Origin of the sequence: Ancylobacter crimeensis, assembly GCF_023016805.1 — a bacterium.
Classification (GTDB): Bacteria; Pseudomonadota; Alphaproteobacteria; order Rhizobiales; family Xanthobacteraceae; genus Ancylobacter; species Ancylobacter crimeensis.
Genome location: NZ_JALKCH010000004.1, coordinates 325747 through 347505, shown reverse-complemented (window position 1 = coordinate 347505; position 21759 = coordinate 325747). Strand labels below are relative to the sequence as shown.

The window sequence follows — 21759 nt, the reverse complement described above, 5'->3', positions numbered from 1 at the left end:
GCAGCACTCATTGGCCGAAGAGAACCGCGCGGCAGGCAGTGGGGAGATCGGCGACCATCATGGGCCGCGGCGGCTTCGGAGGCACCGCAGGCGGCTTGGGGTGCAGCACGGCGTCGCTGAACCACCAGTCGAGTTCGGGACCACACCCCTCGCCTTCGACCACCGCCACCTGCCGCTTGCATTCCGGACTGCCGGGAGCGCAGCCGAGCCGCACATGCATGTGATAATCGTGTCCCCAGTTTGGCCGCACCTTCTGGAGCCAGCTCCGATCACCACGCGCATCCCGGCACAACGCCTTCTTGATCGCGGGATTGACGAGAACGCGCTCAACTTCCGGATCCTGAGCGACGGCGCGGATCACGGCGACATGCGAGGGCGTCCAGACCTTCGGGTCGATGTCGAGCCGATCGGGCCGCACAATCATCGTTGCCGACATCGTCTCACGCTCCTCGCGCGTGAGCTCGCGACGCGGCATGGGAGTCAGCCAGATGTCGGCGTCCAGGCCGATCTGATGGGACGCGTGGCCGGTCCGCATGGGTCCGCCGCGCGGCTGCGACATGTCGCCTACGAGAATGCCCGGCCATTGCGAGACGCGCGGCACCGTCGCGCCAAGGCGCTGGAGAAAGGCGATCAGCTTGGGATGCCCCCAGAACCGGTCGCGCGACACACGCATAACTTGCCAGCCCGGCCCGTTGAGCGGCAGCGCTGCGCCACCGGCGAGACAGCCCTTGGAATAGAAACCCACCGATTGCGGCACGCCGCGTTCCGGCGTGCGCACGGCACCGAACAATTGCTTCGCCGGCATCGCATCGGCCATTGAGGGTATCAGCACCGGGGCCGGCGGCGGAGGGGCGAGCGTTCCGACATCCTGCGCCTGCGCGCTCGGCAGAGTGGTGCCCAGCAAGAAGCCGGCCACGAGAAACGAGGTCACGCGCATGGTTCTGTCTCCCTCGCGGTCAGCACGGATCAAGGCCGCGTTCGCGCTCTCCAAGCGTCCTGCCGCACCCTCGCGCACAGGGAATCGCGGCGAAGCAACAGACCAGAGTGGGAACCGGATGGGTTAAGCAAACGTTGCGTTTTCATGGCATCCGCCAACGACCCCAGGTCCATATTGGAGGATCACACATGCAGACGTCGCATCAGAATCTCGAGTCGCGCGAGACCATGACGCTCATCGGCAGCGACAAGGTGGAGGGCACCGCGGTCTATCGCCCGAGCGGCGAAAAGATCGGTTCCATCGCCCGCGTGATGATCGACAAGCTTACAGGACAGACCGCCTATGCGGTGATGAGCTTCGGCGGCTTCCTTGGCTTCGGCGAGGATTATTATCCTTTGCCCTGGTCGCTTCTGAAATATGACGAGGCGCTGGACGGCTATGTGGTCGACATCACGGAGGAGCAATTGACTGGCGCTCCAAAGCTGCATGCCACGGACGAGCCGGGCTACGACCCGGATTGGGACCGCAAGGTCAATGACTACTACCACGTGCCGCCCTACGTCATCTGACGGCGGGGCGAAAGAAGAAGTTCCCCAAAGGCGAAGGCCGGGCAGCGAGCCCGGCCTTTTCATGTTCAGGATTTCGCTTCCTCGACCGTCTGGTCGACGATGCCCGCGCCGGGTGCGTTTTTCTTGATCGATTCGATAGCGCCCAGTGCCGACGCCTTGGCCTTGTAGCCTTCGGAAACGAACATCGTTTCACCGTTGGACGCCTTGAAGCGGAAGCGGAACTCGCCGGCCTTGTCCTTGTAGACTTCAAATTTGTACATGCGTGTCCTCCTGAACCTGCTACCAGCCGTTGCGGGCAACCCCGTCCCCCGGCACCGTTGCAGGTAACAAGTTGGCGCTCGCCGCTCAGTCGTCAACCTTCAATGCGGCGATGAAGGCCTCCTGCGGGATTTCGACCTTGCCGAACTGCCGCATCTTCTTCTTGCCTTCCTTCTGCTTCTCCAGAAGCTTGCGCTTGCGGGTAATGTCACCGCCATAGCACTTCGCCGTGACATCCTTGCGCAGCGCCCGGATGGTTTCGCGCGCGATGATCTTGGCGCCGATCGCTGCCTGGATCGGGATCTGGAAGAGATGCTGGGGAATCAGGTCCTTCAGCTTTTCACACATCGCCCGACCACGGAATTCCGCGCGCGTACGATGCACCAGCATCGAGAGTGCATCGACCGGCTCGGCATTGACGAGGATCGACATCTTCACGAGATCGCCCGGCCGATATTCGGTGATCTGATAATCGAAGGAGGCATAGCCCTTCGAGATCGACTTCAGACGATCATAGAAGTCGAACACCACCTCGTTCAGCGGCAAGTCATAGGTAACCATAGCCCGCGAGCCGACATAGGTGAGTTCGATCTGGTTGCCACGGCGGTCCTGGCAGAGCTTCAGCACTGCGCCAAGATAATCGTCCGGCGTGAGGATTGTCGCGCGGATCCACGGCTCGCGGATCTCCTTGATCTTCACCACGTCCGGCATGTCGGCGGGATTGTGCAGCTCGATCACCGAGCCGTCATTCATCTCGATCTCGTAGATGACCGATGGCGCGGTCGCGATCAGGTCGAGATTGAACTCGCGTTCCAGCCGTTCCTGAATGATCTCCAGATGCAGCAGGCCGAGGAAGCCGCAGCGGAAACCAAAGCCGAGCGCCGCAGAGGTCTCCATTTCGAAGGAGAAACTGGCGTCGTTCAGGCGCAGCTTGCCCATGGCCGCGCGCAGATCCTCGAAGTCGGCGGCATCGACCGGGAACAGGCCGCAGAACACCACCGGCTGCGCCGGCTTGAAGCCGGGCAACGCCTCGGCGGTCGGGCGCTTTTCTTCGGTGATGGTGTCGCCGACACGGGTGTCGGCCACTTCCTTGATCGAGCCGGTGAGGAAGCCGATCTCGCCCGGCCCGAGGCTCTCGAACGTCACCATCTTCGGGGTGAACACACCAACGCGATCGATGTCGTAGACCGCGCCAGAGCCCATCATCTTGATGCGCTGCCCCTTCTTCAGCACGCCGTCGACGATGCGCACCAGCACGACGACACCCAGATAGACGTCGTACCAGCTATCGACCAGAAGAGCCTTGAGCGGGGCGTCGCGGTCGCCCTTCGGCGGCGGCAGGCGGGTGACGATCGCCTCCAGCACGTCGGGAATACCGAGGCCGGTCTTGGCGGAAATGAGCACGGCGTCGGACGCATCGAGACCGATCACGTCCTCGATCTGGGCCTTCACCTTGTCAGGTTCGGCGGCAGGCAGGTCCACCTTGTTGAGGACCGGCACGATCTCGTGATTGTTGTCGATGGCCTGGTAGACATTGGCCAGCGTCTGCGCCTCGACGCCCTGCGAGGCGTCCACGACGAGGAGCGAGCCTTCCACGGCGGCGAGCGAGCGGTTCACCTCATAGGCGAAGTCGACATGGCCGGGCGTGTCTATGAGGTTGAGCACATAGTCCTTGCCGTCATGCGCGCGGTAGGAGAGCCGCACCGTCTGCGCCTTGATGGTGATGCCGCGCTCACGCTCGATGTCCATGCTGTCGAGCACCTGTTCGGTCATCTCCCGCTCGGACAGCCCGCCCGTCTGCTGGATCAGCCGGTCGGCAAGGGTCGACTTCCCGTGGTCGATGTGGGCCACGATGGAGAAGTTGCGGATGTTGTCGATCGGCTTGGTGCTCATGCCGCGCGGGATAGCATCGGCCCGGCGGCGCTACAAGCGCGGCAGCCCTTCCCGCACCTTGCGATCGACATGGCAATCGTTAAAAGTCCCCCTCCCGCAGCGGAGCCGCCAGGAAGCGAGGTCATCATGCCGGAACTGAAGATCGCCGTCGTCCCCGTGACCCCCTTCCAGCAGAACTGTTCGATCGTATGGGACGAGAAGACGAAGAGGGGCGCGGTCATCGATCCGGGCGGTGATCTCGATCGCATTCTGGCTGCCCTCGACGAGATCGAGGTCAATGTCGAAAAGATCGTGCTCACCCATGGCCACATCGACCATGCGGGGGGTGCCGCCGAGCTTGCCGAGAAACTGAAGGTACCGGTCGAAGGCCCCCACGAGGCGGATGCCTTCTTGCTTAACGACCTGCCGACTGCCGGCGCCCGCACCGGCATCCCCGGGCGTGTCGTCACGCCGTCGCGCTGGCTCAAGGAAGGCGACAGCGTGGATATCGGAGGCTTCACCTTCGAGGTGCTGCACGTGCCAGGTCACACGCCGGGCCATGTCGTGCTGTTCAACCGCGCCAACAATTTTGCAATCGTGGGCGACACGCTGTTCCAGCGCTCGGTCGGCCGCACCGATTTCCCCTATGGCGATCCCGAGTTGCTCATCGACGGCATCCGCAAGAAGCTGCTGACGTTGGGTGACGCGGTCGGCATCCTGCCGGGCCACGGCGCCACCTCGACGATCGGCGCCGAGAAGCAGTCGAATCCCTTCCTCCGGTGAAAGAGACATGAGCCAGAGTGCCGATATGGGCGCGCGGCCCGAGCGCCCGCCCCTCAATCCCTGGCTCCGACGCCTGATCTATGTGGTGGTGTTCGAGGCTCTGGCGATCATCCTCGCGAGCCTCGGCCTCACGCTGTTGTCAGGGGCGCCAGTCGCGGAAACCGGCCCCGTGACCGCGATCACGTCGGGGATCGCCGTGGCTTGGAACTTCGCCTTCAATGCCGTTTTCGAGGCATGGGAGGCGCGGCAGGTGGTGCGTGGGCGTAGCCTTGCCAGAAGGCTTGCTCACGCGGCCGGCTTCGAACTTGGCCTGACAGCGCTGATCGTGCCGCTTTTCGCCTGGTGGCTGGGCGTGACACTGATCGAAGCACTGATGTACGACCTCACGCTCGTCGTGTTCTTTCTCGTTTATACGTTCCTGTTCAATCTGGGCTTCGATCGAGTCTTCGGTCTTCCGGCATCTGCGCGCTGAGGCGTGATCAGCATTCCGTCACCTGGCGTTGTCGCAACCATGCGAGCAACCCTTCAGCCGGCATCGGCCGTCCGAACAGGAAGCCCTGAACCTCGTCGCAACCGAGCTTCACCAGCAGGTCGGCCTGCTCCTCGGTCTCGATACCTTCAGCAAGAACCGTCATGCCGAGGTCGTGGCCGAGATTGACCATGGCGCGGACGATCGCAAGATCGGCCGCGTTCCCGCTCATGCCGGCAATGAAGGACAGGTCGATCTTGATCTTGTCCACCGGCAAGCGACGCAGATGCGTGAGCGAGGCATAGCCGGTTCCGAAATCGTCAAGCGCGATGCTGAAACCAAGCGAACGCAGGTCGGACAGAATCCCGATCGCATTCTCGCCCGCGCGTCCGAGCGTCACCGTCTCCGGGACCTCGAGCTCAATCCGATCGGGTGTGAGCCCATGCTTCATCGTGGTGTCGAGCACGAAGCGAGGCAGATTGCGGTCGCGCAGTTGGCTCGCGCTGAGATTGACGGCGACGCGCCCCGGATCGAGCCCCAATCCCCGCCATTCGCTCAGGCGGGCGCAGGCCTCCTCCAGCACCATGGCGCCGATGCTCGGCAGAAAGCCCGCAGACTCGGCGAGATGAATGAAACGGGCGGGTGACAGCAGGCCGCGCACGGGATGACGCCAGCGCACGAGGGCCTCCAGCCCCGCAACGATGCGCTCGTGAAGCGAGATCAGCGGCTGAAAATGCACCTCGAACTGCCGCCGTGCGAGAGCCCGCCCCAGTTGTTCGACGAGTTCACGCTGCTCCTCCGCCGCGTGGCGCATGTTCCGGTCGAAGCAACGGAAGTCGAGCCCATCCTCGCTCTTGGCGGCGTAGAGCGCGAGATCGGCATTTCGTTGCAGAATTTCGGGGGTCTTCCCGTCATCGGGCCAGATCGCGGCACCAATGCTGGCCCCTACGGTGACCGGAATGCCCGGCCCGCTTGCCGTTGAAACGAACACCGGATACCGCAGCCGCAGCAGGATCTCCTCCGCGCGGGTGCTGACCGTATCGCTCGTCGCAACACCGGGGAGGATGAGCGAGAACTCATCGCCGCCAAGCCGGGCCGCAAGTTCACCCGGTCGCGTGACCGCCGACAGCCGCAGGCCCACTTCGCGCAGCACGGCGTCGCCCGCCCCATGGCCGAATGTGTCGTTGATCGACTTGAAGTCATCGAGATCGACCAGAAGCAGCGCGCCCCCGGCACCCGGGCGCTGCCGCACCTCCAGCCCGAGGCGTTCGTTGTATTCCGCCCGGTTTGCAAGCCCGGTCACCACGTCGTGGGCCGCCAGATACTCGACCCTTTCGCGCGCAGCCACCTGCTCTGTGATATCGCGTTCATTCACCAGGATCGCCGGCTGGCTCATGAGCGGATCGATGGTGGCCAGTGCGTGGAGGCGATGCCAGCGGCGGCCAGAGGAGGTGATCATGGCGAAATCGCCAGCCTCCTCGCTCGTCATGAAAGGATCCTGCACGCTAGCGATGCGGCCCAGCATACGCGCCCAGATCATCTCGCCCTCGGCGCGGTTCGCAAACCGTTCCACGAATGTCCGGTCGACGTCGCCGTAGGATATTCCGGCCGCGGGATTGTAGAAGAGCGGCAGCCCTTGCGTGTCGAACAGCGTGACACACACGCTGGTATGGCGCAGCGCCTCGACGCCGCGAAGGTCATCGGGACCGACTTCGCTGGCTGCCGCCTCCGAGAGCATCCCCACGGCGCCGTCCGGCAGTCTGACGCCGCTCATCACGCAATCGACATGCACCGCCTCGCCCTGCGGATAGAATGTCCAGCGTTCGGATACGATCTCACCTGCCGCGATCCGGACACTGAGGTCACCGAGGCGTTTCCGAATCGCGGCCGAATGAGGCCGGTAGTCACGCTCGAAGAGTTCCTCGCGCGTTTCCGCTTTCCAAAGAACCAAAGCCGCAGCGTTCGCGAATACCTTATGAAATGTGCCGAGATGCAAGACCCAGACAGGACGGCGCAACAGTTCGAGCCCCTCCGGACGGAACACAGGTAGCTCAGCCTTGCCGCCGGAGGTGAAACTGCTTGACATCGTGAAAGGGTATCGCGGTTATCCAGACGAGAATGCTCCTTATCAGGCGTCGTGAGCAAACACATCATTCCGCAACGTCGCCGAATGTGCACGTCAGCGAGTACTCAGGCGTCACGCGGCGCATAAGTGCTCGGATCGACCTCGGCAGGCCGCCCTTCGATTGCCAGCCGGGACCGTCGCGGCTGCGTCTCGGCGATCACCTTGCCCCGCCGCACAACGTAGAGCCGGGTCGCCTTCAGACGGATGGCCTCGATGGGATCAGCAGCCTGCAGCACGACGAAATCTGCATTGCAGCCCGGTTCAAGACCATAGCCCTCCAGCCCCATGATGCGGGCCGGATTTACGGTCACTGCCTCGAGACACCAGCGCATCGCCTCGCGGGACGTCATCTGCCCCACATGCAGCGCCATATGCGCCACATCCAGCATGTCTCCGGAGCCGAGCGAGTACCAGGGATCCATCACACAGTCATGGCCAAAGGCCACATTTACGCCGGCCGCCCGCAATTCCGGCACCCGCGTCATGCCGCGGCGCTTGGGATACGTGTCGTGCCGGCCCTGCAGCGTGATGTTGATCAGCGGGTTGGCGATGGCATGGACGCCAGCTTCCGCAATCAGCGGAATGAGCTTGGAGGCATAGTAATTATCCATGCTGTGCATCGAGGTCAGATGCGACCCGGCGACACGCCCGCCAAGACCGAGCCGCTGCGTCTCATAAGCCAGCGCCTCGATGTGGCGCGACATCGGGTCGTCGCTTTCGTCGCAATGGATGTCGACCCTCAGCCCGCGTGCCGCAGCGATCTCGCATACGGCCTTCAGGGAGGCTGCTCCATCGGCCATCGTCCGCTCGAAATGAGGAATGCCCCCCACCACATCGACGCCCATGTCGAGCGCACGCTGAAGGTTTGCCGCGGCAGTCGGGGAGCGGTAGTAGCCGTCCTGCGGAAAAGCCACCAGTTGCAGGTCGATATAGTCCTTGATGCGCTCCTTCACCTCCAGGAGCGCCTCGACGGCAAGCAGCCGGTCGTCGCAAACGTCCACATGGCTGCGGATCGCAAGCAGGCCCTGGCTCACCGCGAGGTCGCAATAGCGCAACGCGCGCTTGATCACCGCTTCATGAATGAGCAAAGGCTTGAGTTCGCCCCACAATGCGATGCCTTCCAGCAGCGTGCCTGACTGGTTCATGCGCGGCAGGCCGAGCGAAAGCGTCGCATCCATATGGAAATGCACATCGACGAAGGGCGGCGTGACCAGATGCCCGCCGGCGTCGATCACGCGCCCCGCTTCGGCGGCGATCGAGCGATCGAGCGCGGCGATCTTGCCCCCGGTGCAACCGATGTCGACGGTGCGCCCATCGGGTAGCACCGCATTGCGAAGCAGCAGGTCGAAGCTCATCGTTGTCCCTTGAAGTAAGGCTTCATCAATGCGCGGGGATAATCCGCCCGTCGGGCGACGGCGACCAGCGCGGCAATCGAGAACAGATAGGGTAGCATCAGGAACACCTGGCTCGGGACCACGCCGCCGGCGATGGTCTGGATGCGGAGCTGGTAGGCATCCAACGCGCCGAACAGCAGCGCCCCGATCAACGCCTTGCCCGGACGCCACGACGCGAAGACCGTGAGCGCGATGCACACCCAGCCGCGACCGTTGATCATCCCGAAATAGAAGGCATTGAAGGCCGAGAGGGTGAGAAAGGCTCCGCCCAGCGCCATCAGCGCCGAGCCCGCCATCACCGCCCCGATGCGCAGACCCATGACGGAAAGCCCTTGCGCCTCAACGGCTTCCGGATTGTCGCCTACCGCCCGGATCGCGAGACCGAGCGGCGTGCGGGCGAGCAGGACCGCAACCGCGCCAACACAAGCGAAGGCGAGCACGGTGAAGGCGCTCTGCTGGCCGATCACCGTGCCGATGAAGGGCAGTTCGCTGAGGAACGGAATGTGCAGCGGCGGGAACGGCTCGATGCGTGGCGGTGTCGAAACATTGGGAAAGGCGACGCGGTAGCCGAAATAGGTCGAGGAGGTCGCCAGCATGGTGATGCCGAGGCCGGTGACGTGCTGTGAGAGGCCGAGTGGCACGGTGAGGACGCCATGCAGCAGGCCGAACAGCGCACCCGTGCCGGCCGCCACCGCCACCCCACCCCACAGCGGAAGGCCGGAATAAACCGCCAGCCAGCCGCTCATCGCGCCGGCGACGAAGATGCCCTCGATACCCAGGTTCAGCACGCCGGCCCGCTCACAGATCAGGGCGCCCAGCACGCCGAAAATCAGCGGCGTTGCGATACGTATGGCCGCGGCCCAGAAGTTCGCCTGCGTCAAAATCTCCAATGCCGCCAACATCATGCGATCTCCCGATGGACAATCGCGATGCGGAAGCGGGTCATGAGGCCGCCGATCAGCACGCAGAGCAGCGCGAGCGCGACCACGAGATCGGCAAGGTAGTTCGAAACCCCGATGGCGCGGCTCATGCTGTCGGCGCCGACGAAAACTCCGGCGATGAAAATGGCCGAGGGAACGACGCCGAGGGGCGAGAGATTGGCGAGGGTTGCGACCACGATGCCGGCATAACCGAAGCCGGGAGAGAGGTCCGCGGTGAGATAACCCTTCAGCCCCGCCACCTCGCTGGCCCCTGCAAGGCCTGCCAGGCCGCCGGAAAGCACCCCGACCAGCGCCATCGAGGCCCCGACCGGCACGCCGGCATAGCGGGCGGCGCGGGCGTTTTCGCCCACCGCGCGGATGCGGAAGCCCCAGACGGTGCGGGACATGAAGACATGGAGCAACCCCGCGGCAACCACCGCCAGCACCAGCCCCCAATGGAGGCGCAACCCCTCGAACAGGCGAGGTAGCACCGCCTCGTCGACCAGCGGGGCGGATTGCGGCCAGCCAAGGGCCATCTCGTCCTTCATGGGCCCTTCCAGCATCATCTGGACGAACAGCATCACCACGAAGTTCATCAGCAGCGTGACCACCACTTCGTCGGCGCCGAAGCGGGTCTTGAACAGAACCGGCACCAGCAGCAGCGCCGCACCGGCGAGGGCTCCGCCGATCAGCACCATGGGCAGCAGGATCCAGGACGGCGCTGTGATCGCCCCTGCCCCGATCGCCACCGCTGCCAGTGCGCCGGCATAGAGCTGCCCCTCCCCGCCGATGTTCCACAGCCGTGCGCGGAAGGCGACCGCCGCGGCGAGGCCGGTGAAGATGAGCGGGGTCGCGCGCGTCAGCGTCTCCGCCAGTGCGAAGCCGGAGCCCGCGGCACCCTGCGCCATCAGCGAAAACGCCCGCAGCACCGGCGCACCGGCCAGCGCAAGCGGAATGGCGGTCAGCAACAGCGCGGCGAGCCCTGCGCCGACCGGCACCGCCAGAGACAGCCAGAGCGGCGTGCGCTCGCGGGGAATAAAACGGATCATCGGGGCGTCTCCATCCTCGCCCACGGCTTTCCAGGTCGCGCCCGCACGATCCTCATGCCGCTTCCCCCGCATGGCCGGCCATCATCAGACCCACCGTTCGCACATCGAGCCCTTCCGCCGGCAGCGCTTCCGACAGGTGGCCGGCGTGGATGACCGCGATGCGATCGGCGAGCGCAAACAGCTCGTCCAGATCCTCGGAGATCAGCAGCACGCCCGCCCCCCGGTCGCGGGCGGCCAGAAGACGGCGATGCACGTCGGTGGTCGCGCCGATGTCGAGGCCGCGCGTCGGCTGATGGGCGAGGATGAGGCGGGGCGCACGCTCCAGCACGCGCGCCAGCACCACCTTCTGCATATTGCCGCCCGAGAGCGACCGGATGGCGACATCCGGGCCCGGGCAGCGAATGTCGTAGGCCGTGATCGCCGCGGCGGCCCGCTCGCGGATCGCACGACCCTTCATGAAGCCGCCCCGCTGGTTCTCTGGCGCCGCGATCGTCTCCAGCACATAGTTCTCGGCGACGCTGAGCGCCCCCACCGTGCCGTCCCGATGCCGATCCTCGGGAATGCGCCCGACCCCGGCAGCAAGGCGCTGGCGCGGCCCGCTGCCCACCGCCTGCCCGGCGATCTCGACCACGCCGGCCCGCGCCGGCTGAAGCCCGGCGACGAGGGCCGCCAAGGCGCCCTGCCCGTTGCCCGAAACGCCGGCGATGCCGACGATCTCGCCGGTGCGCAGGTCGAGACTGGCACCCGTCAGCCGGTCCCGCTCGCCGGGACGGCCGACATCGACCTCCGCGAGGCGCAGCACGCTCGTGCCGGGGTGGCCCGCGGTCCGCTGGCGCGTCGGGATCGGCCGCCCCACCATGAGTTCGGCCAGCAAAGCGCGGCTCGCGCCGAGGGCCGGGCGGTCCGCGACCTTGGCGCCCCCGCGCAGCACCACGATGCGCTCGCACAGCGCCAGCACCTCATGCAATTTGTGGCTGATGAAGATCACCGCGAGGCCCGAGGCCGCCAGCCGACGCACCGTGTCGGCAAGGCCGTCCGCCTCCTGCGGGGTCAGCACCGCGGTCGGCTCGTCGAGAATGAGCACGCGCACGTCGCGATAGAGCGCCTTCAGAATCTCGACGCGCTGCTGCTCGCCGACCGAAAGCCGGCCTACCGGAATGTCGAGATCCACGGCGAGACCCGACTGCCGCATCAGCCCGGCGATCTTCCGCCGCGCCGCCGCCCGCCCGAAGCCGGGACGCCAGAGCGGCACCGTGCCGAGGATGATGTTCTCATAGCCGGTGAGGTTCTCGGCCAGCGCGAAATGCTGGTGCACCATGCCGATCCCGGCACCGAGCGCCGCCTCGGCCGAGCCGCCGGGAAGCGGCACCAGGGCGCCGGTCGCGTCCGCGATGTGGATGGTGCCCTCGTCGGCGACGTAATGGCCGAAGAGAATGCTCATCAGCGTGGTCTTGCCGGCCCCGTTCTCGCCAAGCAGGGCCACGATCTCCCCGGCATGGATGTCGAGGCTGATCGCGTTGTTCGCGGTCAGCGCGCCGAACCGCTTCGTGATGCCGGCGAGCGACAGCACGAGCGGGCGGGAGTTCGGGGAGCCGGAGTCCGGTCGGGACGGGTCGGAATGCATCGGCGTGCCTCGGCTTCGCGCATCTTCTCGGCCCGGCGGGCCGGTCCGCACGGGCCGGCCGAGCCTTCCTGTCTGCGGGGTCGGCCCGTGCTACAGCGTCGATTTGGGCTCGCCGTCGTTCACGTTCACCCGGAACAGTCCATCCTTGATCTCCTTCTCCTTGGCGAGAACGAGGTCGATCACGTCCTGCGGCACGAGCTTCGGATCGAGCGGCGCGAGGCTGGCGCCGCCTTCCGCCATGAAGCTGTACGGGCCGTAGTCGGCGGCGACGAAGGTGCCGGCCAACACCTCGTTGATCGCCTTGTCGATGGTCGGCTCCATCTGCCACAGCGCGGAGGCGATGATGGTTCCGGGGTACTGGCCCGACGTGTCGATGACGTTGCCGATCGCCTTCACGCCGCGTTCCTTCGCGGCATCGGACACGCCGAAGCGCTCGGCGTAGAGAATGTCGGCACCCTTGTCGATCTGCGCGAAGGCGGCTTCCTTCGCCTTGGGCGGATCGTACCAGCTGTTGATGAAGCTCACGAGGAACTTCACGTCAGGGTTCACCGACTTGGCCCCGTCCATGAAGGCGTTCATCAGCCGGTTGACCTCCGGGATCGCATAACCGCCGACGAGGCCGATGATGTTCGACTTGGTAACCTTGCCCGCCACCATGCCGGTGAGGAACGAGGGCTCGTGGATGAAATTGTCGAACACCGAGAAGTTCGGCTTTGTGGGGCCGAAGGAGGAGCCCATCAGATAGGCGGTCTTGGGGTAGTCCGCCGCCACCTTGCGGGCCGGCCGCTCGACCGCGAACACCTCGCCGACCACGAGATCCGCACCCTCCTGCGAATATTGCCGCATCACCCGCTCATAGTCGGTGTTCGCGACGTTCTCCGAAAAGGTGTAGGTGATGTCGCCGCGCGCCTCGGCGGCCTTCAGCGCCTTGTGGATGCGCGAGACCCACTGCTGCTCCACCGGAACGGTGTAGATCGCCGCGACCTTGATCGGCTTCGATTTTGCGGCCAGCGCCGGGCCCCCGAAGGCCGGGAGCGCGAGCGCACCGGCGCCAAGAGCCAGAAGCTGCCGCCGATCGAGAGCGGATGAGGAAAAATGCGGCACGGAGCGCGGCGTCTTCACGTCCATTCGGGTCTCCTCCCACAGCACAGGAATACGCCGGCCTCCATGCCAGCGCCGTGCCATCACATTACGTATCGCCAGCAATGACCATAGGGGATTCTGCGCTCACCCGGCATTGGTCCACATCGCGGTGAGATAGGCGGCGATGAAATCCGGCATGGCGGGAGAAAGGTCGGCCGGGGAGCGGGCGACGACGATCTCGTCGAGTTCCGGCCGCTCCTCCCGCGCGAGATTGGCGCGGATGCGCTCGGCAAGCCGTTCGGCCGGCTCCGGCGACAGCAGCGGAAGCATGAAGGCGATGCGCGGACCGGAGAAGACCGCGTGCCAGACCGGGGCCGGCTCGACCTCGTCCGGCGAAAGCCCGGTCTCCTCGCCCAGCTCGCGCAGCACGCTGGCGTGCAGGTCGACGATGCCGCCCTCCTTCACGTCCGACAGGTCCGGCGTACCGGCGGCGAAGTAGATGCGGCCGGCATTGGCGGTCCACGGCGCCATGCGACCGAGGATGTAGCCGCCATCGGAGCCCCGCAGGGCGCCCATGGCGAAGGCGTTGCGCATGCCGGGGTCGGGATAGCCCGTGTCCCGCCACCACAGCAGCGAGGCGAAATCGGCCTCGACATACCGCCCGTTGAACACCGCGCCGTCGATGTCGTGAGCGCCGAGCATGAGGATGCGGCCGTTCCACAGCGCCGGGTTGTCGACCTTGAGCGCGGCGAAATGGGCGTCGATCTCGGCGCGGCGGCTTTGGGCGAAAGCCCAGGGCCCCTCTACCAGCCGCAGATCCAGCCGGTCGAAACGACGGACCAGCGGCACGCTTCCCGCGCCGCTCACAGATGCAGGACCCCCTCGGACACCACCACCGCGTCGCCGCCGATGGTCACCCCTGCCAGCGCGCCCTCGACGACCTCGAGACCGAGCCGCACCAGGCTCGAGCGTCCCATCTCCACGCCCTGCAGGATGTCGAAGGCATGAAAGCCGTCGCCGGGCGCCTCTCCCGCCATGAGCACGGCGGCCAGCGCGGCGGCGGCGGAACCCGTGGCCGGGTCTTCCGCGATGCCCATATTGGCGCCGAACATGCGGGCGCGCAGGTCGCCCTCGCCGTCCTCGTCGCGACAGAACACATAGACCGAGTTGGCCGTACCGCCGAAGGCACCGATCATCGCGCCGGTGCTCGGGCTGATGCGCGCAAGCGCCGAGCGGGAGGCGAGCGGAATGCACACGAAGGGCACGCCGGCCGAAGCAACGACCGGCCGGTAGGCGTCGAAGCCGATATCCGCGACGTCGAGGCCCAGCGCTTCGGCGCAGGCCTCCGCCGGCACCGGCCGCTCGGCGACGATCTCCGGCAGGCGCGGCACCGCGAAGGTCGCGCTGCCGGTGCGCGGACCCTTCACCTGCACATGGCAGGGCACCGGGCCGACGCTCTCCTCCAGCGTGAAGTCGGCGGAGGTCTCCACCTCGTCGAGCAGAGCCAACAGCACCGCCGTGCCGACGGTGGGGTGGCCGGCGAAGGGAAGCTCGTGGTTCACGGTGAAGATCCGCAGCCGCGCGCGGTTTTCCTCCGCCGCCGGCTTTTGCACGAAGACGGTTTCGGAGAGGCTGAACTCGCGGGCGATGGCCTGCATCTGGTTGCCGTCGAGATCCTCGGCCTCCAGCACCACGGCCAGCGGGTTGCCGGACAGAGCCCGGTCGGTGAACACGTCGAGGGTGACGAAGCGGCGGGGCATGGGCTCAGAGCTTCTCCGGCGTGAACAGGCGCGAGGGGGTGACGAATTCGTCCTGCGCGGCGACGGTGAGAATCTCGCGCGATCCCGCCGCGGCGGTGCGGGCGAGCAGGCCATAGGCCGAGGACGCCGCCTTCATCAGGGCTTCCGCGGTGCTGTGGGTGCTCTTCCAGTGCACGAAGAACAGCGCTGCGATCGCGTCGCCCGCCCCGTTCACCGAAATACCGAGCCTCGGCGTGCGCACGCGGTAGCGGCCGTCCGGCCCGCTGGCGAGCAAGTCAATGGAATCGCCCGGCGTGTCCTCGGTGTGCAGGCTGGTGACGAGGATGACCCGCGGCCCGGTTGCATGGACCGCATCGCACGCCGCCAGCGCGCCCTTGAGCGTGGCGCTGCTCTGGCCGGAGAGGAAATCGAGCTCGAACTGGTTGGGGGTTATGAGGTCGGCCGCCGGCACCGCACGCTCGCGCATGAACTCCGGGATACCGGGCCGCACGAAGACGCCGCGCCCGACATCGCCGATCACCGGATCGCAGCAATAATGCGCGTCCGGATTGGCCGCCTTCACCCGAGCCACCGAGCCGAGGATGGCGTCGCCGATATCGGCCGCACCCATATAGCCGGAGAGCACGCCGTCGCAGCGGGAAAGCGCGCCTCGCTCCTCGATGCCGTCCACCAGATCGCGGATCAGCCCGGCGTCGAACACCTGGCCGCGCCATGCGCCATAGCCGGTGTGGTTGGAGAACTGCACGGTGTGGATGCCCCACACCTCATGGCCCAGCCGCTGCATGGGGAACATGGCGGAGGCGTTGCCCACATGGCCATAGGCAACCCAGGACTGGATCGAGAGAATGTTCATACGCGAACCCCGGCGGTATCGGAACATTCCGCACTTATCCCTTGCCGCGCAAGCACCCAAGCGCAATTCGTTGAACCGATCCATAAGCGATGCGAAACCGACGCAGCGGCAGCCGGCCCGATCCGCGCACAGGACGCGCTTGCTAAAGCCGCGCTGCCCGTGCGAGAGGCGAAGACTGCGTGCCGCCCCGCTCGCGTGGAACCGCTTATGACCACTCTGCTCTCCGCCGCCGCCCTCGCCGCCGCGATTCGCGAAGGCCGCCTCACACCCCTCGCGCTGGCCGAGCGTTGCGCCGAGCGGATCGCGGCGCTGGAGCCCGAGATCGGCGCCTTCGCCGCGCTCGACCTCGACCGGATGCGGCGCGAGGCGGCGAATGAGGGCCCGCGCCTCGCCGGCGCGCTCCTCGCCGGCCTGCCTGTCGGCATCAAGGACATCATCGACACGGCGGACTTCCCCACCCGGCGGGGCAGCCCGATCTATGCCGACCATCAGCCGGCGAGCGATGCCACGGCGGTGCGCATGGTGCGCCGGGCCGGCGGGCTCGTCGCCGGCAAGACCGAGACCACCGAATTCGCCTTCATGCATCCCGCCCGCACCCGCAACCCGCACAGCGCGCACCACACGCCCGGCGGCTCCTCGGCCGGATCGGCGGCGGCGGTTGCGGCCGGAATGCTGCCGCTGGCGTTGGGCACGCAGACCGGAGGATCGGTGATCCGGCCGGCCTCGTTCTGTGGCGTCACCGGCTTCAAGCCGTCCTTCAAGCTCATTCCCGTCAATGGAATCAAGGTGTTCTCCTGGTCGCTCGACACGATCGGGCTGTTCGCCGCCGGCGTGCGGGATGCCGCCTTCGCCATGGGCGCGCTGACCGGACGGGACTTCGCGCTGCCGGACTCATCGGGCACGCCGCGCATCGCCGTGGTGGACGCGATCGCGACGGAGGAGGCTTCGCCCGCCGCCCATGAGGCGCTGGCCCATGCCGCACGCCTCCTCGCCCGCGCCGGGGCGGATGTGCGGCCGCTGGCGCTGCCCGAGGCGGTGCATGCCGGCAACGCCGCGCACGGCACGATGCAGGAGTATGAGGCGACGCTGGCGCTGGCCGATGAATGGGACCGCCACCGCACGCTGCTGTCGGAGACGCTCTACACCTTCCTAGACGCCGCCCGCGCCGTGACACCGGAGCAGTATGACGAAGCCCGCCGGGTCGCCCGTCGCGCCCGCCACGCGTTGGCGGATGCCTTTGCCGATGTCGACGCCATCGTCACCTTTTCCGCCCCCGGCGAGGCGCCGGAAGGGCTCCACAGCACCGGCATCGCCTCCTTCAACCGGCTGTGGACGCTAATGGGCGCGCCCTGCGTGAACGTGCCGGGCTTGACCGGCGCCACCGGGCTGCCGCTGGGAATCCAGATCGTCGGCCGCTTCGGGCGGGATCGGGTTGCACTCACAGTTGCTGCAATGCTGGAGGATGCGCTGGCCGCGGGTTGATCCGAATGGCGCACTGGTTGAGATATACCGCTTCGATGGTGCAACCGGCATCGAAAGGAAGCACAACCGTGTCGGCGGCGGCGCTGTTTTTTGCTTCAGGAATGGCCGTGCGGCCGTCCAGCAACGCCGCCCTGAATGACGTCGCGCCCCGCCCGCCACGCCCGGTTCGTGAGCCCTCGACGGTCAACCCGCAGCTTCGGGGTTGCACCCGGCGAGCCGCCTTTGCCGCGCTTGGTTGCACCTCGATTTTCACCTGACCGATGAGACCAGAATCGAGTCCAGTGAGGTGAACAGTGAGTCCGATGAGGGCACCCATTCGGACCGCACATTCACCCTTGACCTCCCGCGCGGCTACTCCGCCGCCGGCTTCATCGACGCCGGATCGTAGTTCAGGATCGGCGACAGCCAGCGCTCGACCTCGGCGACGCTCATGCCCTTGCGCCGGGCATAGTCCTCGACCTGGTCACGCTCGATCCGGCCGACGCCGAAATAGGCGGCCTCGGGATGGGCGAAATAGAGCCCCGACACCGCCGCCCCCGGCCACATGGCGAAGCTCTCGGTCAGTTCCACGCCGATCGCCCCGCTCGCGCCGAGCAGACGGAACAGCGTCGCCTTCTCGGTGTGGTCGGGCTGCGCCGGATAGCCGGGCGCGGGGCGGATGCCGCGATAGCGCTCCTTGATGAGCGCCTCATTGTCGAGCGCCTCGTCCGGCGCATAGGCCCAGAACTCGCGGCGCACCCGCTCGTGCATCCGCTCGGCGAAAGCCTCGGCGAAGCGGTCGGCCAGCGCCTTGAGGAGAATGGCGGAATAATCGTCATTCTTTGCCTTGAAGGCGTCGGTCCGCTCCTGCTCGCCGAAGCCGGTCGCGACGCAGAAGCCGCCGATATAGTCGGTGACGCCCTGCCCTTCCGGCACGATGAAATCCGACAGCGCCAGATTGGCCCGTCCCGCGCTCTTCGCCATCTGCTGGCGCAGCGTGTGCAGCGTGGCGATCTCCGGGGCGTTTCCCGTCTCGCCATACAGTACGATGTCGTCGCCGGACGCGTTCGCCGGCCAGAAGCCGACAACCGCGCGGGCGGTGAGCCAGTTTTCCGAGACGATCCGCGCCAGCATCTTCTGCGCGTCGTCATAAAGCGCGCGCGCCGCCACACCGATCTTGGGATCTTCGAGAATGGCGGGATAGGTGCCGGCCAGTTCCCAGGACTGGAAGAAGGGCGTCCAGTCGATATAGGGCACCAGCTCGGCGAGGTCGTAAGTCTCGAACACCCGCGTGCCGAGGAAGGTCGGCACCGGCGGCACATAGCCCGCAAAGTCGATCGGCGCCCGGTTGGCGCGGGCGTCCTCGATCCGCATCCGCACCTTGTTGCGGTCGCTCCTGGCGTGCTGGTCGGCGATCTTCGCATATTCGGCGCGCAGATTGGCGACGTAGCCGGCCCGCGCATTGTCGTTCAGGAGATTCGACACCACGCCCACCGCGCGGCTGGCATCGGTGACATAGACCGCCTGCCCGCGCACATATTGCGGCGCGATCTTCACCGCGGTGTGCACGCGCGAGGTGGTGGCGCCGCCGATCAGCAGCGGCACGTCGAAGCCCTCGCGTTCCATCTCGGCGGCGACATGCACCATCTCGTCGAGGGAGGGGGTGATGAGGCCGGACAGCCCGATCACGTCGACCTTACGCTCGCGCGCGGTCTCCAGGATCTTCGCCGCCGGCACCATGACGCCGAGGTCGATCACCTCGTAATTGTTGCACTGGAGCACGACGCCGACGATGTTCTTGCCGATGTCGTGCACGTCGCCCTTCACCGTCGCCATCAGGATGCGGCCGGCGGCGGGGGCATCGGTCAGGCCCATCTCCTGCTTCTCCTGCTCCATGAAGGGCATGAGATAGGCCACCGCCTGCTTCATCACGCGGGCGGACTTCACCACCTGCGGCAGGAACATCTTGCCGGCGCCGAACAGGTCGCCCACCACATTCATGCCGGCCATCAGCGGCCCCTCGATCACATGAAGCGGGCGGGCCACCGATTGCCGGGCCTCCTCGGTGTCGGCCTCGACGAATTCGGTGATGCCGTTGATGAGCGCGTGCTCCAGCCGCTTCTCCACCGACCACGAACGCCAGGCGAGATCGGCCTCCTTCTTCTCCTTGCCCCCGCCGCGGAACCGCTCGGCCACCGCGAGCAGCCGTTCGGTGGAATCGGGACGGCGGTTGAGCACCACGTCCTCGCAGGCCTCGCGCAGCTCCGGCTCGATCTCGTCATAGACGCTGAGCTGTCCGGCATTGACGATGCCCATGTCCATGCCCGCCTGGATGGCGTGGTAGAGGAACACGGCGTGCATCGCCTCGCGCACCGTCTCGTTGCCGCGGAACGAGAAGGACAAATTGGAGACGCCGCCCGAGACATGGGCATGCGGCAGGTTCTGCCGGATCCAGCGGGTCGCCTCGATGAAGGCGACGCCATAGCCGGCATGCTCCTCGATGCCGGTCGCCACCGCGAAGATGTTGGGGTCGAAGATGATGTCCTCGGGCGGGAAGCCCACCTCGTCCACTAGGATGCGGTAGGCGCGCTCGCAGATCGCGATCTTGCGCTCATAGGTGTCGGCCTGGCCCTGCTCGTCGAACGCCATGACGACGACCGCCGCGCCATAGGCCCGCACCAGCCGGGCGTGATGCTTGAAGGCCTCGACGCCTTCCTTCATCGAGATGGAATTGACGATGCCCTTGCCCTGAATGCACTTCAGCCCGGCCTCGATGACGCTCCATTTGGATGAGTCCACCATCACCGGCACGCGGGCGATGTCCGGCTCGGCGGCGAGCAGGTTGAGGAACGTCACCATCGCCTTCTCGGAATCGAGCAGGCCCTCGTCCATGTTGACGTCGATGATCTGCGCACCGTTCTCCACCTGGTCGCGCGCCACCGCCAGCGCGGCGGCGTAGTCGCCATTGGTGATGAGCTTGCGGAAGCGCGCCGAGCCGGTGACGTTGGTGCGCTCGCCGATGTTGATGAAGGTGGCGACGGGTGCGGTCATGACAGGGGCTCGTTCCAGTAAAGCGCGGACAAAAGGCGAGGCAGGCGGACGGCGTTCACGCCCGTAGCTCGAACGGCTCCAGCCCCGACAGCCGCAGGCGCGGGGCGATGGTGGGGATGTCGCGCGGGGGATGAGGCGCCACCGCCTCGGCGATCGCGCGGATGTGGTCCGGCGTGGTGCCGCAGCAGCCGCCGACGATGTTGACGAGGCCGGACGCCGCGAACGCCCCCACCAGCTTCGCCATCGCCGCCGGACTCTCGTCATAGAGCCCGAATTCGTTGGGCAGGCCGGCATTGGGATAAGCGCAGACCAGCGTGTCGGCGATGCGGGACAGTTCGTCGATATGGGCGCGCATCTCCTTGGCCCCCAGCGCGCAGTTCAGCCCGATGGAGAAGGGCGCGGCGTGGCGCACCGAGTTCCAGAACGCCTCGGGCGTCTGGCCGGAGAGGGTGCGGCCGGACAAGTCAGTGATGGTGCCGGAGATCATCACCGGCACGCGCAGGCCGCGCGCCTCGAACAGCCGCTCGATGGCGAAGATCGCCGCCTTGGCGTTCAGCGTGTCGAAGATGGTCTCGATCAGCAAGAGGTCGGCCCCGCCGTCGAGCAACGCGGCCGCCTGCTCGCCATAGGCGGTGGCGAGCTCGTCGAAGGAGGTGGCGCGGAAGCCGGGGTCGTTCACGTCCGGCGAGATCGAGGCGGTGCGGTTGGTCGGCCCGATGGCGCCGGCGACGAAGCGAGGGCGGCCGTCCTTCTCCTGCGCGATGAGGGCGGCCTCCTTGGCGAGCCGGGCACCCTCCACGTTCAGCTCCCGCACCAGCTCCTCCATGCCGTAATCGGCCATGGCGATGGTGGTGCCCGAGAAGGTGTTGGTCTCGACGATGTCCGCCCCGGCCATGAAATAGGCGAGGTGGATGTCGCGCACCGCATCCGGCACGGTGAGGTTGAGCAGGTCGTTATTGCCCTTCACGTCGCGCGGCCAGTCGCGGAACCGTTCGCCGCGATAGCCGGCCTCGTCCAGCTTCAATTGCTGGATCATGGTGCCCATGGCGCCGTCGAGGATGAGAATGCGCTGCCGGGCGGCGTCCTTGAGGGCGGCGAAGGTGGAGGCGGGCGCGGTTGCAGACGTGGCGGTGGCGGTCATGGGTGGGCCTCCTACTCCCTCTCCCCGTGGGGGAGAGGGTCGGGGTGAGGGGGTGCCGGGCGCAGGCTTTCAAGAATGCGCCGCAGCACGCCGTCAAGATTTTCAAGCACGTCGTTATTCCAGAAACGAATGACGAGATAGCCGTCGGCCTCGATCATCCGGGTTCGTTCCGCATCCGCTTCCGGCGTGTGGTGGCCGCCGTCAAGCTCGATCACGAGCTTCGCGTCGGCGCAGAGGAAATCCACGACATAGGGTCCGACAGGCACCTGACGGCGGAATTTCCACCCCGCCAGCCGGCGATCGCGCAAGCGGGACCAGAGGAGGCGCTCGACCTCGGTCTGGTCGCGGTGCAGGCGTCGGGCTCGTGCGATGCGGTCCTTCATCAACGCCACCTCGGCGCTCCCCCTCAC

General features: G+C 66.5%; 18 protein-coding genes and 1 pseudogene. 4 read left to right on the top strand and 15 right to left on the bottom strand.

Annotated elements, in window-relative coordinates; all coding sequences use genetic code 11:
• Nucleotides 1–7 precede the first annotated feature (7 nt).
• Complete coding sequence (gene mepA, locus MWN34_RS07835) at nt 8–937, bottom strand: penicillin-insensitive murein endopeptidase (RefSeq protein WP_247028368.1); 930 nt, start codon at nt 935–937, stop codon at nt 8–10.
• A 188-nt stretch (nt 938–1125) separates the two neighbouring features.
• On the opposite strand from mepA, the gene MWN34_RS07830 reads away from it, so the two are divergent.
• Nucleotides 1126–1506, top strand: coding sequence for a PRC-barrel domain-containing protein (locus MWN34_RS07830; RefSeq protein ID WP_247028250.1), 381 nt, complete (start codon nt 1126–1128; stop codon nt 1504–1506).
• 65 nt (nt 1507–1571) lie between these two features.
• Here the strand turns inward: MWN34_RS07830 and MWN34_RS07825 are convergent, their stop codons facing one another.
• Both MWN34_RS07825 and lepA read right to left on the bottom strand, forming a co-directional pair.
• Entirely contained in the window at nt 1572–1766 is a 195-nt protein-coding gene (locus MWN34_RS07825; RefSeq protein WP_247028248.1) for a YegP family protein, read from the bottom strand.
• A gap of 85 nt (nt 1767–1851) precedes the next feature.
• Entirely contained in the window at nt 1852–3657 is a 1806-nt protein-coding gene (gene lepA, locus MWN34_RS07820) for a translation elongation factor 4 (protein ID WP_247028246.1), read from the bottom strand.
• 126 nt (nt 3658–3783) lie between these two features.
• Between lepA and MWN34_RS07815 the strand changes: the two genes are divergently transcribed.
• Together MWN34_RS07815 and MWN34_RS07810 are read left to right on the top strand one after the other, a co-directional pair.
• Nucleotides 3784–4419, top strand: a complete 636-nt coding sequence (locus MWN34_RS07815) for an MBL fold metallo-hydrolase (RefSeq protein ID WP_247028244.1) — start codon at nt 3784–3786, stop codon at nt 4417–4419.
• Nucleotides 4420–4426: 7 nt separating this feature from the next.
• Complete coding sequence (locus MWN34_RS07810; protein ID WP_247028242.1) at nt 4427–4891, top strand: PACE efflux transporter; 465 nt, start codon at nt 4427–4429, stop codon at nt 4889–4891.
• A gap of 7 nt (nt 4892–4898) precedes the next feature.
• Here MWN34_RS07810 and MWN34_RS07805 read toward each other — a convergent pair whose 3' ends face one another.
• The 9 genes from MWN34_RS07805 to pdxY all read right to left on the bottom strand — a co-directional run bounded on the left by MWN34_RS07805 (nt 4899) and on the right by pdxY (nt 15696).
• On the bottom strand, nt 4899–6974 hold the full coding sequence (locus MWN34_RS07805) for a putative bifunctional diguanylate cyclase/phosphodiesterase (protein WP_247028240.1): 2076 nt from the start codon (nt 6972–6974) through the stop codon (nt 4899–4901).
• 104 nt (nt 6975–7078) lie between these two features.
• Nucleotides 7079–8368, bottom strand: a complete 1290-nt coding sequence (locus MWN34_RS07800; RefSeq protein ID WP_247028239.1) for an amidohydrolase family protein — start codon at nt 8366–8368, stop codon at nt 7079–7081.
• Nucleotides 8365–9309, bottom strand: a complete 945-nt coding sequence (locus MWN34_RS07795; RefSeq protein ID WP_247028367.1) for an ABC transporter permease — start codon at nt 9307–9309, stop codon at nt 8365–8367. Before MWN34_RS07795 ends, MWN34_RS07800 begins: the two co-directional genes overlap by 4 nt.
• The gene (locus MWN34_RS07790) at nt 9309–10376 is read right to left on the bottom strand and encodes an ABC transporter permease (protein ID WP_247028238.1); all 1068 of its coding nucleotides are present in this window, start codon (nt 10374–10376) and stop codon (nt 9309–9311) included. Before MWN34_RS07790 ends, MWN34_RS07795 begins: the two co-directional genes overlap by 1 nt.
• 52 nt (nt 10377–10428) lie before the next feature.
• Complete coding sequence (locus MWN34_RS07785; protein ID WP_247028237.1) at nt 10429–12000, bottom strand: ABC transporter ATP-binding protein; 1572 nt, start codon at nt 11998–12000, stop codon at nt 10429–10431.
• 90 nt (nt 12001–12090) lie between these two features.
• Nucleotides 12091–13128, bottom strand: a complete 1038-nt coding sequence (locus tag MWN34_RS07780; RefSeq protein ID WP_247028236.1) for a BMP family protein — start codon at nt 13126–13128, stop codon at nt 12091–12093.
• Between the two features lie 99 nt (nt 13129–13227).
• Nucleotides 13228–13950: an NUDIX hydrolase gene (locus MWN34_RS07775; RefSeq protein ID WP_247028235.1), complete on the bottom strand. Its 723-nt coding sequence runs from the start codon at nt 13948–13950 to the stop codon at nt 13228–13230.
• Nucleotides 13947–14843 (bottom strand): PhzF family phenazine biosynthesis protein, encoded by an 897-nt coding sequence (locus MWN34_RS07770; RefSeq protein ID WP_247028234.1) that lies wholly within the window; start codon nt 14841–14843, stop codon nt 13947–13949. The genes MWN34_RS07775 and MWN34_RS07770 overlap by 4 nt, the downstream gene beginning before the upstream one ends.
• A 4-nt stretch (nt 14844–14847) precedes the next feature.
• The gene (gene pdxY, locus MWN34_RS07765; RefSeq protein ID WP_247028232.1) at nt 14848–15696 is read right to left on the bottom strand and encodes a pyridoxal kinase PdxY; all 849 of its coding nucleotides are present in this window, start codon (nt 15694–15696) and stop codon (nt 14848–14850) included.
• A gap of 207 nt (nt 15697–15903) precedes the next feature.
• Between pdxY and MWN34_RS07760 the strand changes: the two genes are divergently transcribed.
• Complete coding sequence (locus MWN34_RS07760; protein WP_247028230.1) at nt 15904–17178, top strand: amidase; 1275 nt, start codon at nt 15904–15906, stop codon at nt 17176–17178.
• On the opposite strand, the gene MWN34_RS07755 is transcribed toward MWN34_RS07760, so the two are convergent.
• The 3 genes and pseudogenes from MWN34_RS07755 to MWN34_RS07745 all read right to left on the bottom strand — a co-directional run bounded on the left by MWN34_RS07755 (nt 17135) and on the right by MWN34_RS07745 (nt 21732).
• Nucleotides 17135–17494, bottom strand: coding sequence for a hypothetical protein (locus MWN34_RS07755; protein WP_247028228.1), 360 nt, complete (start codon nt 17492–17494; stop codon nt 17135–17137). The genes MWN34_RS07760 and MWN34_RS07755 overlap by 44 nt on opposite strands.
• A gap of 35 nt (nt 17495–17529) precedes the next feature.
• Nucleotides 17530–21349 (bottom strand): annotated as a pseudogene (gene metH / locus MWN34_RS07750) (methionine synthase).
• An 11-nt stretch (nt 21350–21360) separates the two neighbouring features.
• Nucleotides 21361–21732 carry an endonuclease domain-containing protein gene (locus tag MWN34_RS07745; protein WP_247028227.1) on the bottom strand — a complete coding sequence of 124 codons (372 nt, stop codon included), beginning with the start codon at nt 21730–21732 and terminating at the stop codon, nt 21361–21363.
• Between the last annotated feature and the right edge of the window lie 27 nt (nt 21733–21759).

What these genes read in the sequence shown, in the direction of transcription:
- MWN34_RS07805 (WP_247028240.1), bottom strand. Translation starts at nt 6,974, where the DNA reads ATGTCAAGCAGTTTCACCTCCGGCGGCAAGGCTGAGCTACCTGTGTTC.
- MWN34_RS07755 (WP_247028228.1), bottom strand. Translation starts at nt 17,494, where the DNA reads ATGGGTGCCCTCATCGGACTCACTGTTCACCTCACTGGACTCGATTCT.
- pdxY (WP_247028232.1), bottom strand. Translation starts at nt 15,696, where the DNA reads ATGAACATTCTCTCGATCCAGTCCTGGGTTGCCTATGGCCATGTGGGC.
- MWN34_RS07795 (WP_247028367.1), bottom strand. Translation starts at nt 9,309, where the DNA reads ATGTTGGCGGCATTGGAGATTTTGACGCAGGCGAACTTCTGGGCCGCG.
- MWN34_RS07825 (WP_247028248.1), bottom strand. Translation starts at nt 1,766, where the DNA reads ATGTACAAATTTGAAGTCTACAAGGACAAGGCCGGCGAGTTCCGCTTC.
- MWN34_RS07810 (WP_247028242.1), top strand. Translation starts at nt 4,427, where the DNA reads ATGAGCCAGAGTGCCGATATGGGCGCGCGGCCCGAGCGCCCGCCCCTC.
- MWN34_RS07785 (WP_247028237.1), bottom strand. Translation starts at nt 12,000, where the DNA reads ATGCATTCCGACCCGTCCCGACCGGACTCCGGCTCCCCGAACTCCCGC.
- MWN34_RS07760 (WP_247028230.1), top strand. Translation starts at nt 15,904, where the DNA reads ATGACCACTCTGCTCTCCGCCGCCGCCCTCGCCGCCGCGATTCGCGAA.
- mepA (WP_247028368.1), bottom strand. Translation starts at nt 937, where the DNA reads ATGCGCGTGACCTCGTTTCTCGTGGCCGGCTTCTTGCTGGGCACCACT.
- MWN34_RS07800 (WP_247028239.1), bottom strand. Translation starts at nt 8,368, where the DNA reads ATGAGCTTCGACCTGCTGCTTCGCAATGCGGTGCTACCCGATGGGCGC.
- MWN34_RS07745 (WP_247028227.1), bottom strand. Translation starts at nt 21,732, where the DNA reads ATGAAGGACCGCATCGCACGAGCCCGACGCCTGCACCGCGACCAGACC.
- lepA (WP_247028246.1), bottom strand. Translation starts at nt 3,657, where the DNA reads ATGAGCACCAAGCCGATCGACAACATCCGCAACTTCTCCATCGTGGCC.
- MWN34_RS07790 (WP_247028238.1), bottom strand. Translation starts at nt 10,376, where the DNA reads ATGATCCGTTTTATTCCCCGCGAGCGCACGCCGCTCTGGCTGTCTCTG.
- MWN34_RS07780 (WP_247028236.1), bottom strand. Translation starts at nt 13,128, where the DNA reads ATGGACGTGAAGACGCCGCGCTCCGTGCCGCATTTTTCCTCATCCGCT.
- MWN34_RS07815 (WP_247028244.1), top strand. Translation starts at nt 3,784, where the DNA reads ATGCCGGAACTGAAGATCGCCGTCGTCCCCGTGACCCCCTTCCAGCAG.
- MWN34_RS07830 (WP_247028250.1), top strand. Translation starts at nt 1,126, where the DNA reads ATGCAGACGTCGCATCAGAATCTCGAGTCGCGCGAGACCATGACGCTC.
- MWN34_RS07770 (WP_247028234.1), bottom strand. Translation starts at nt 14,843, where the DNA reads ATGCCCCGCCGCTTCGTCACCCTCGACGTGTTCACCGACCGGGCTCTG.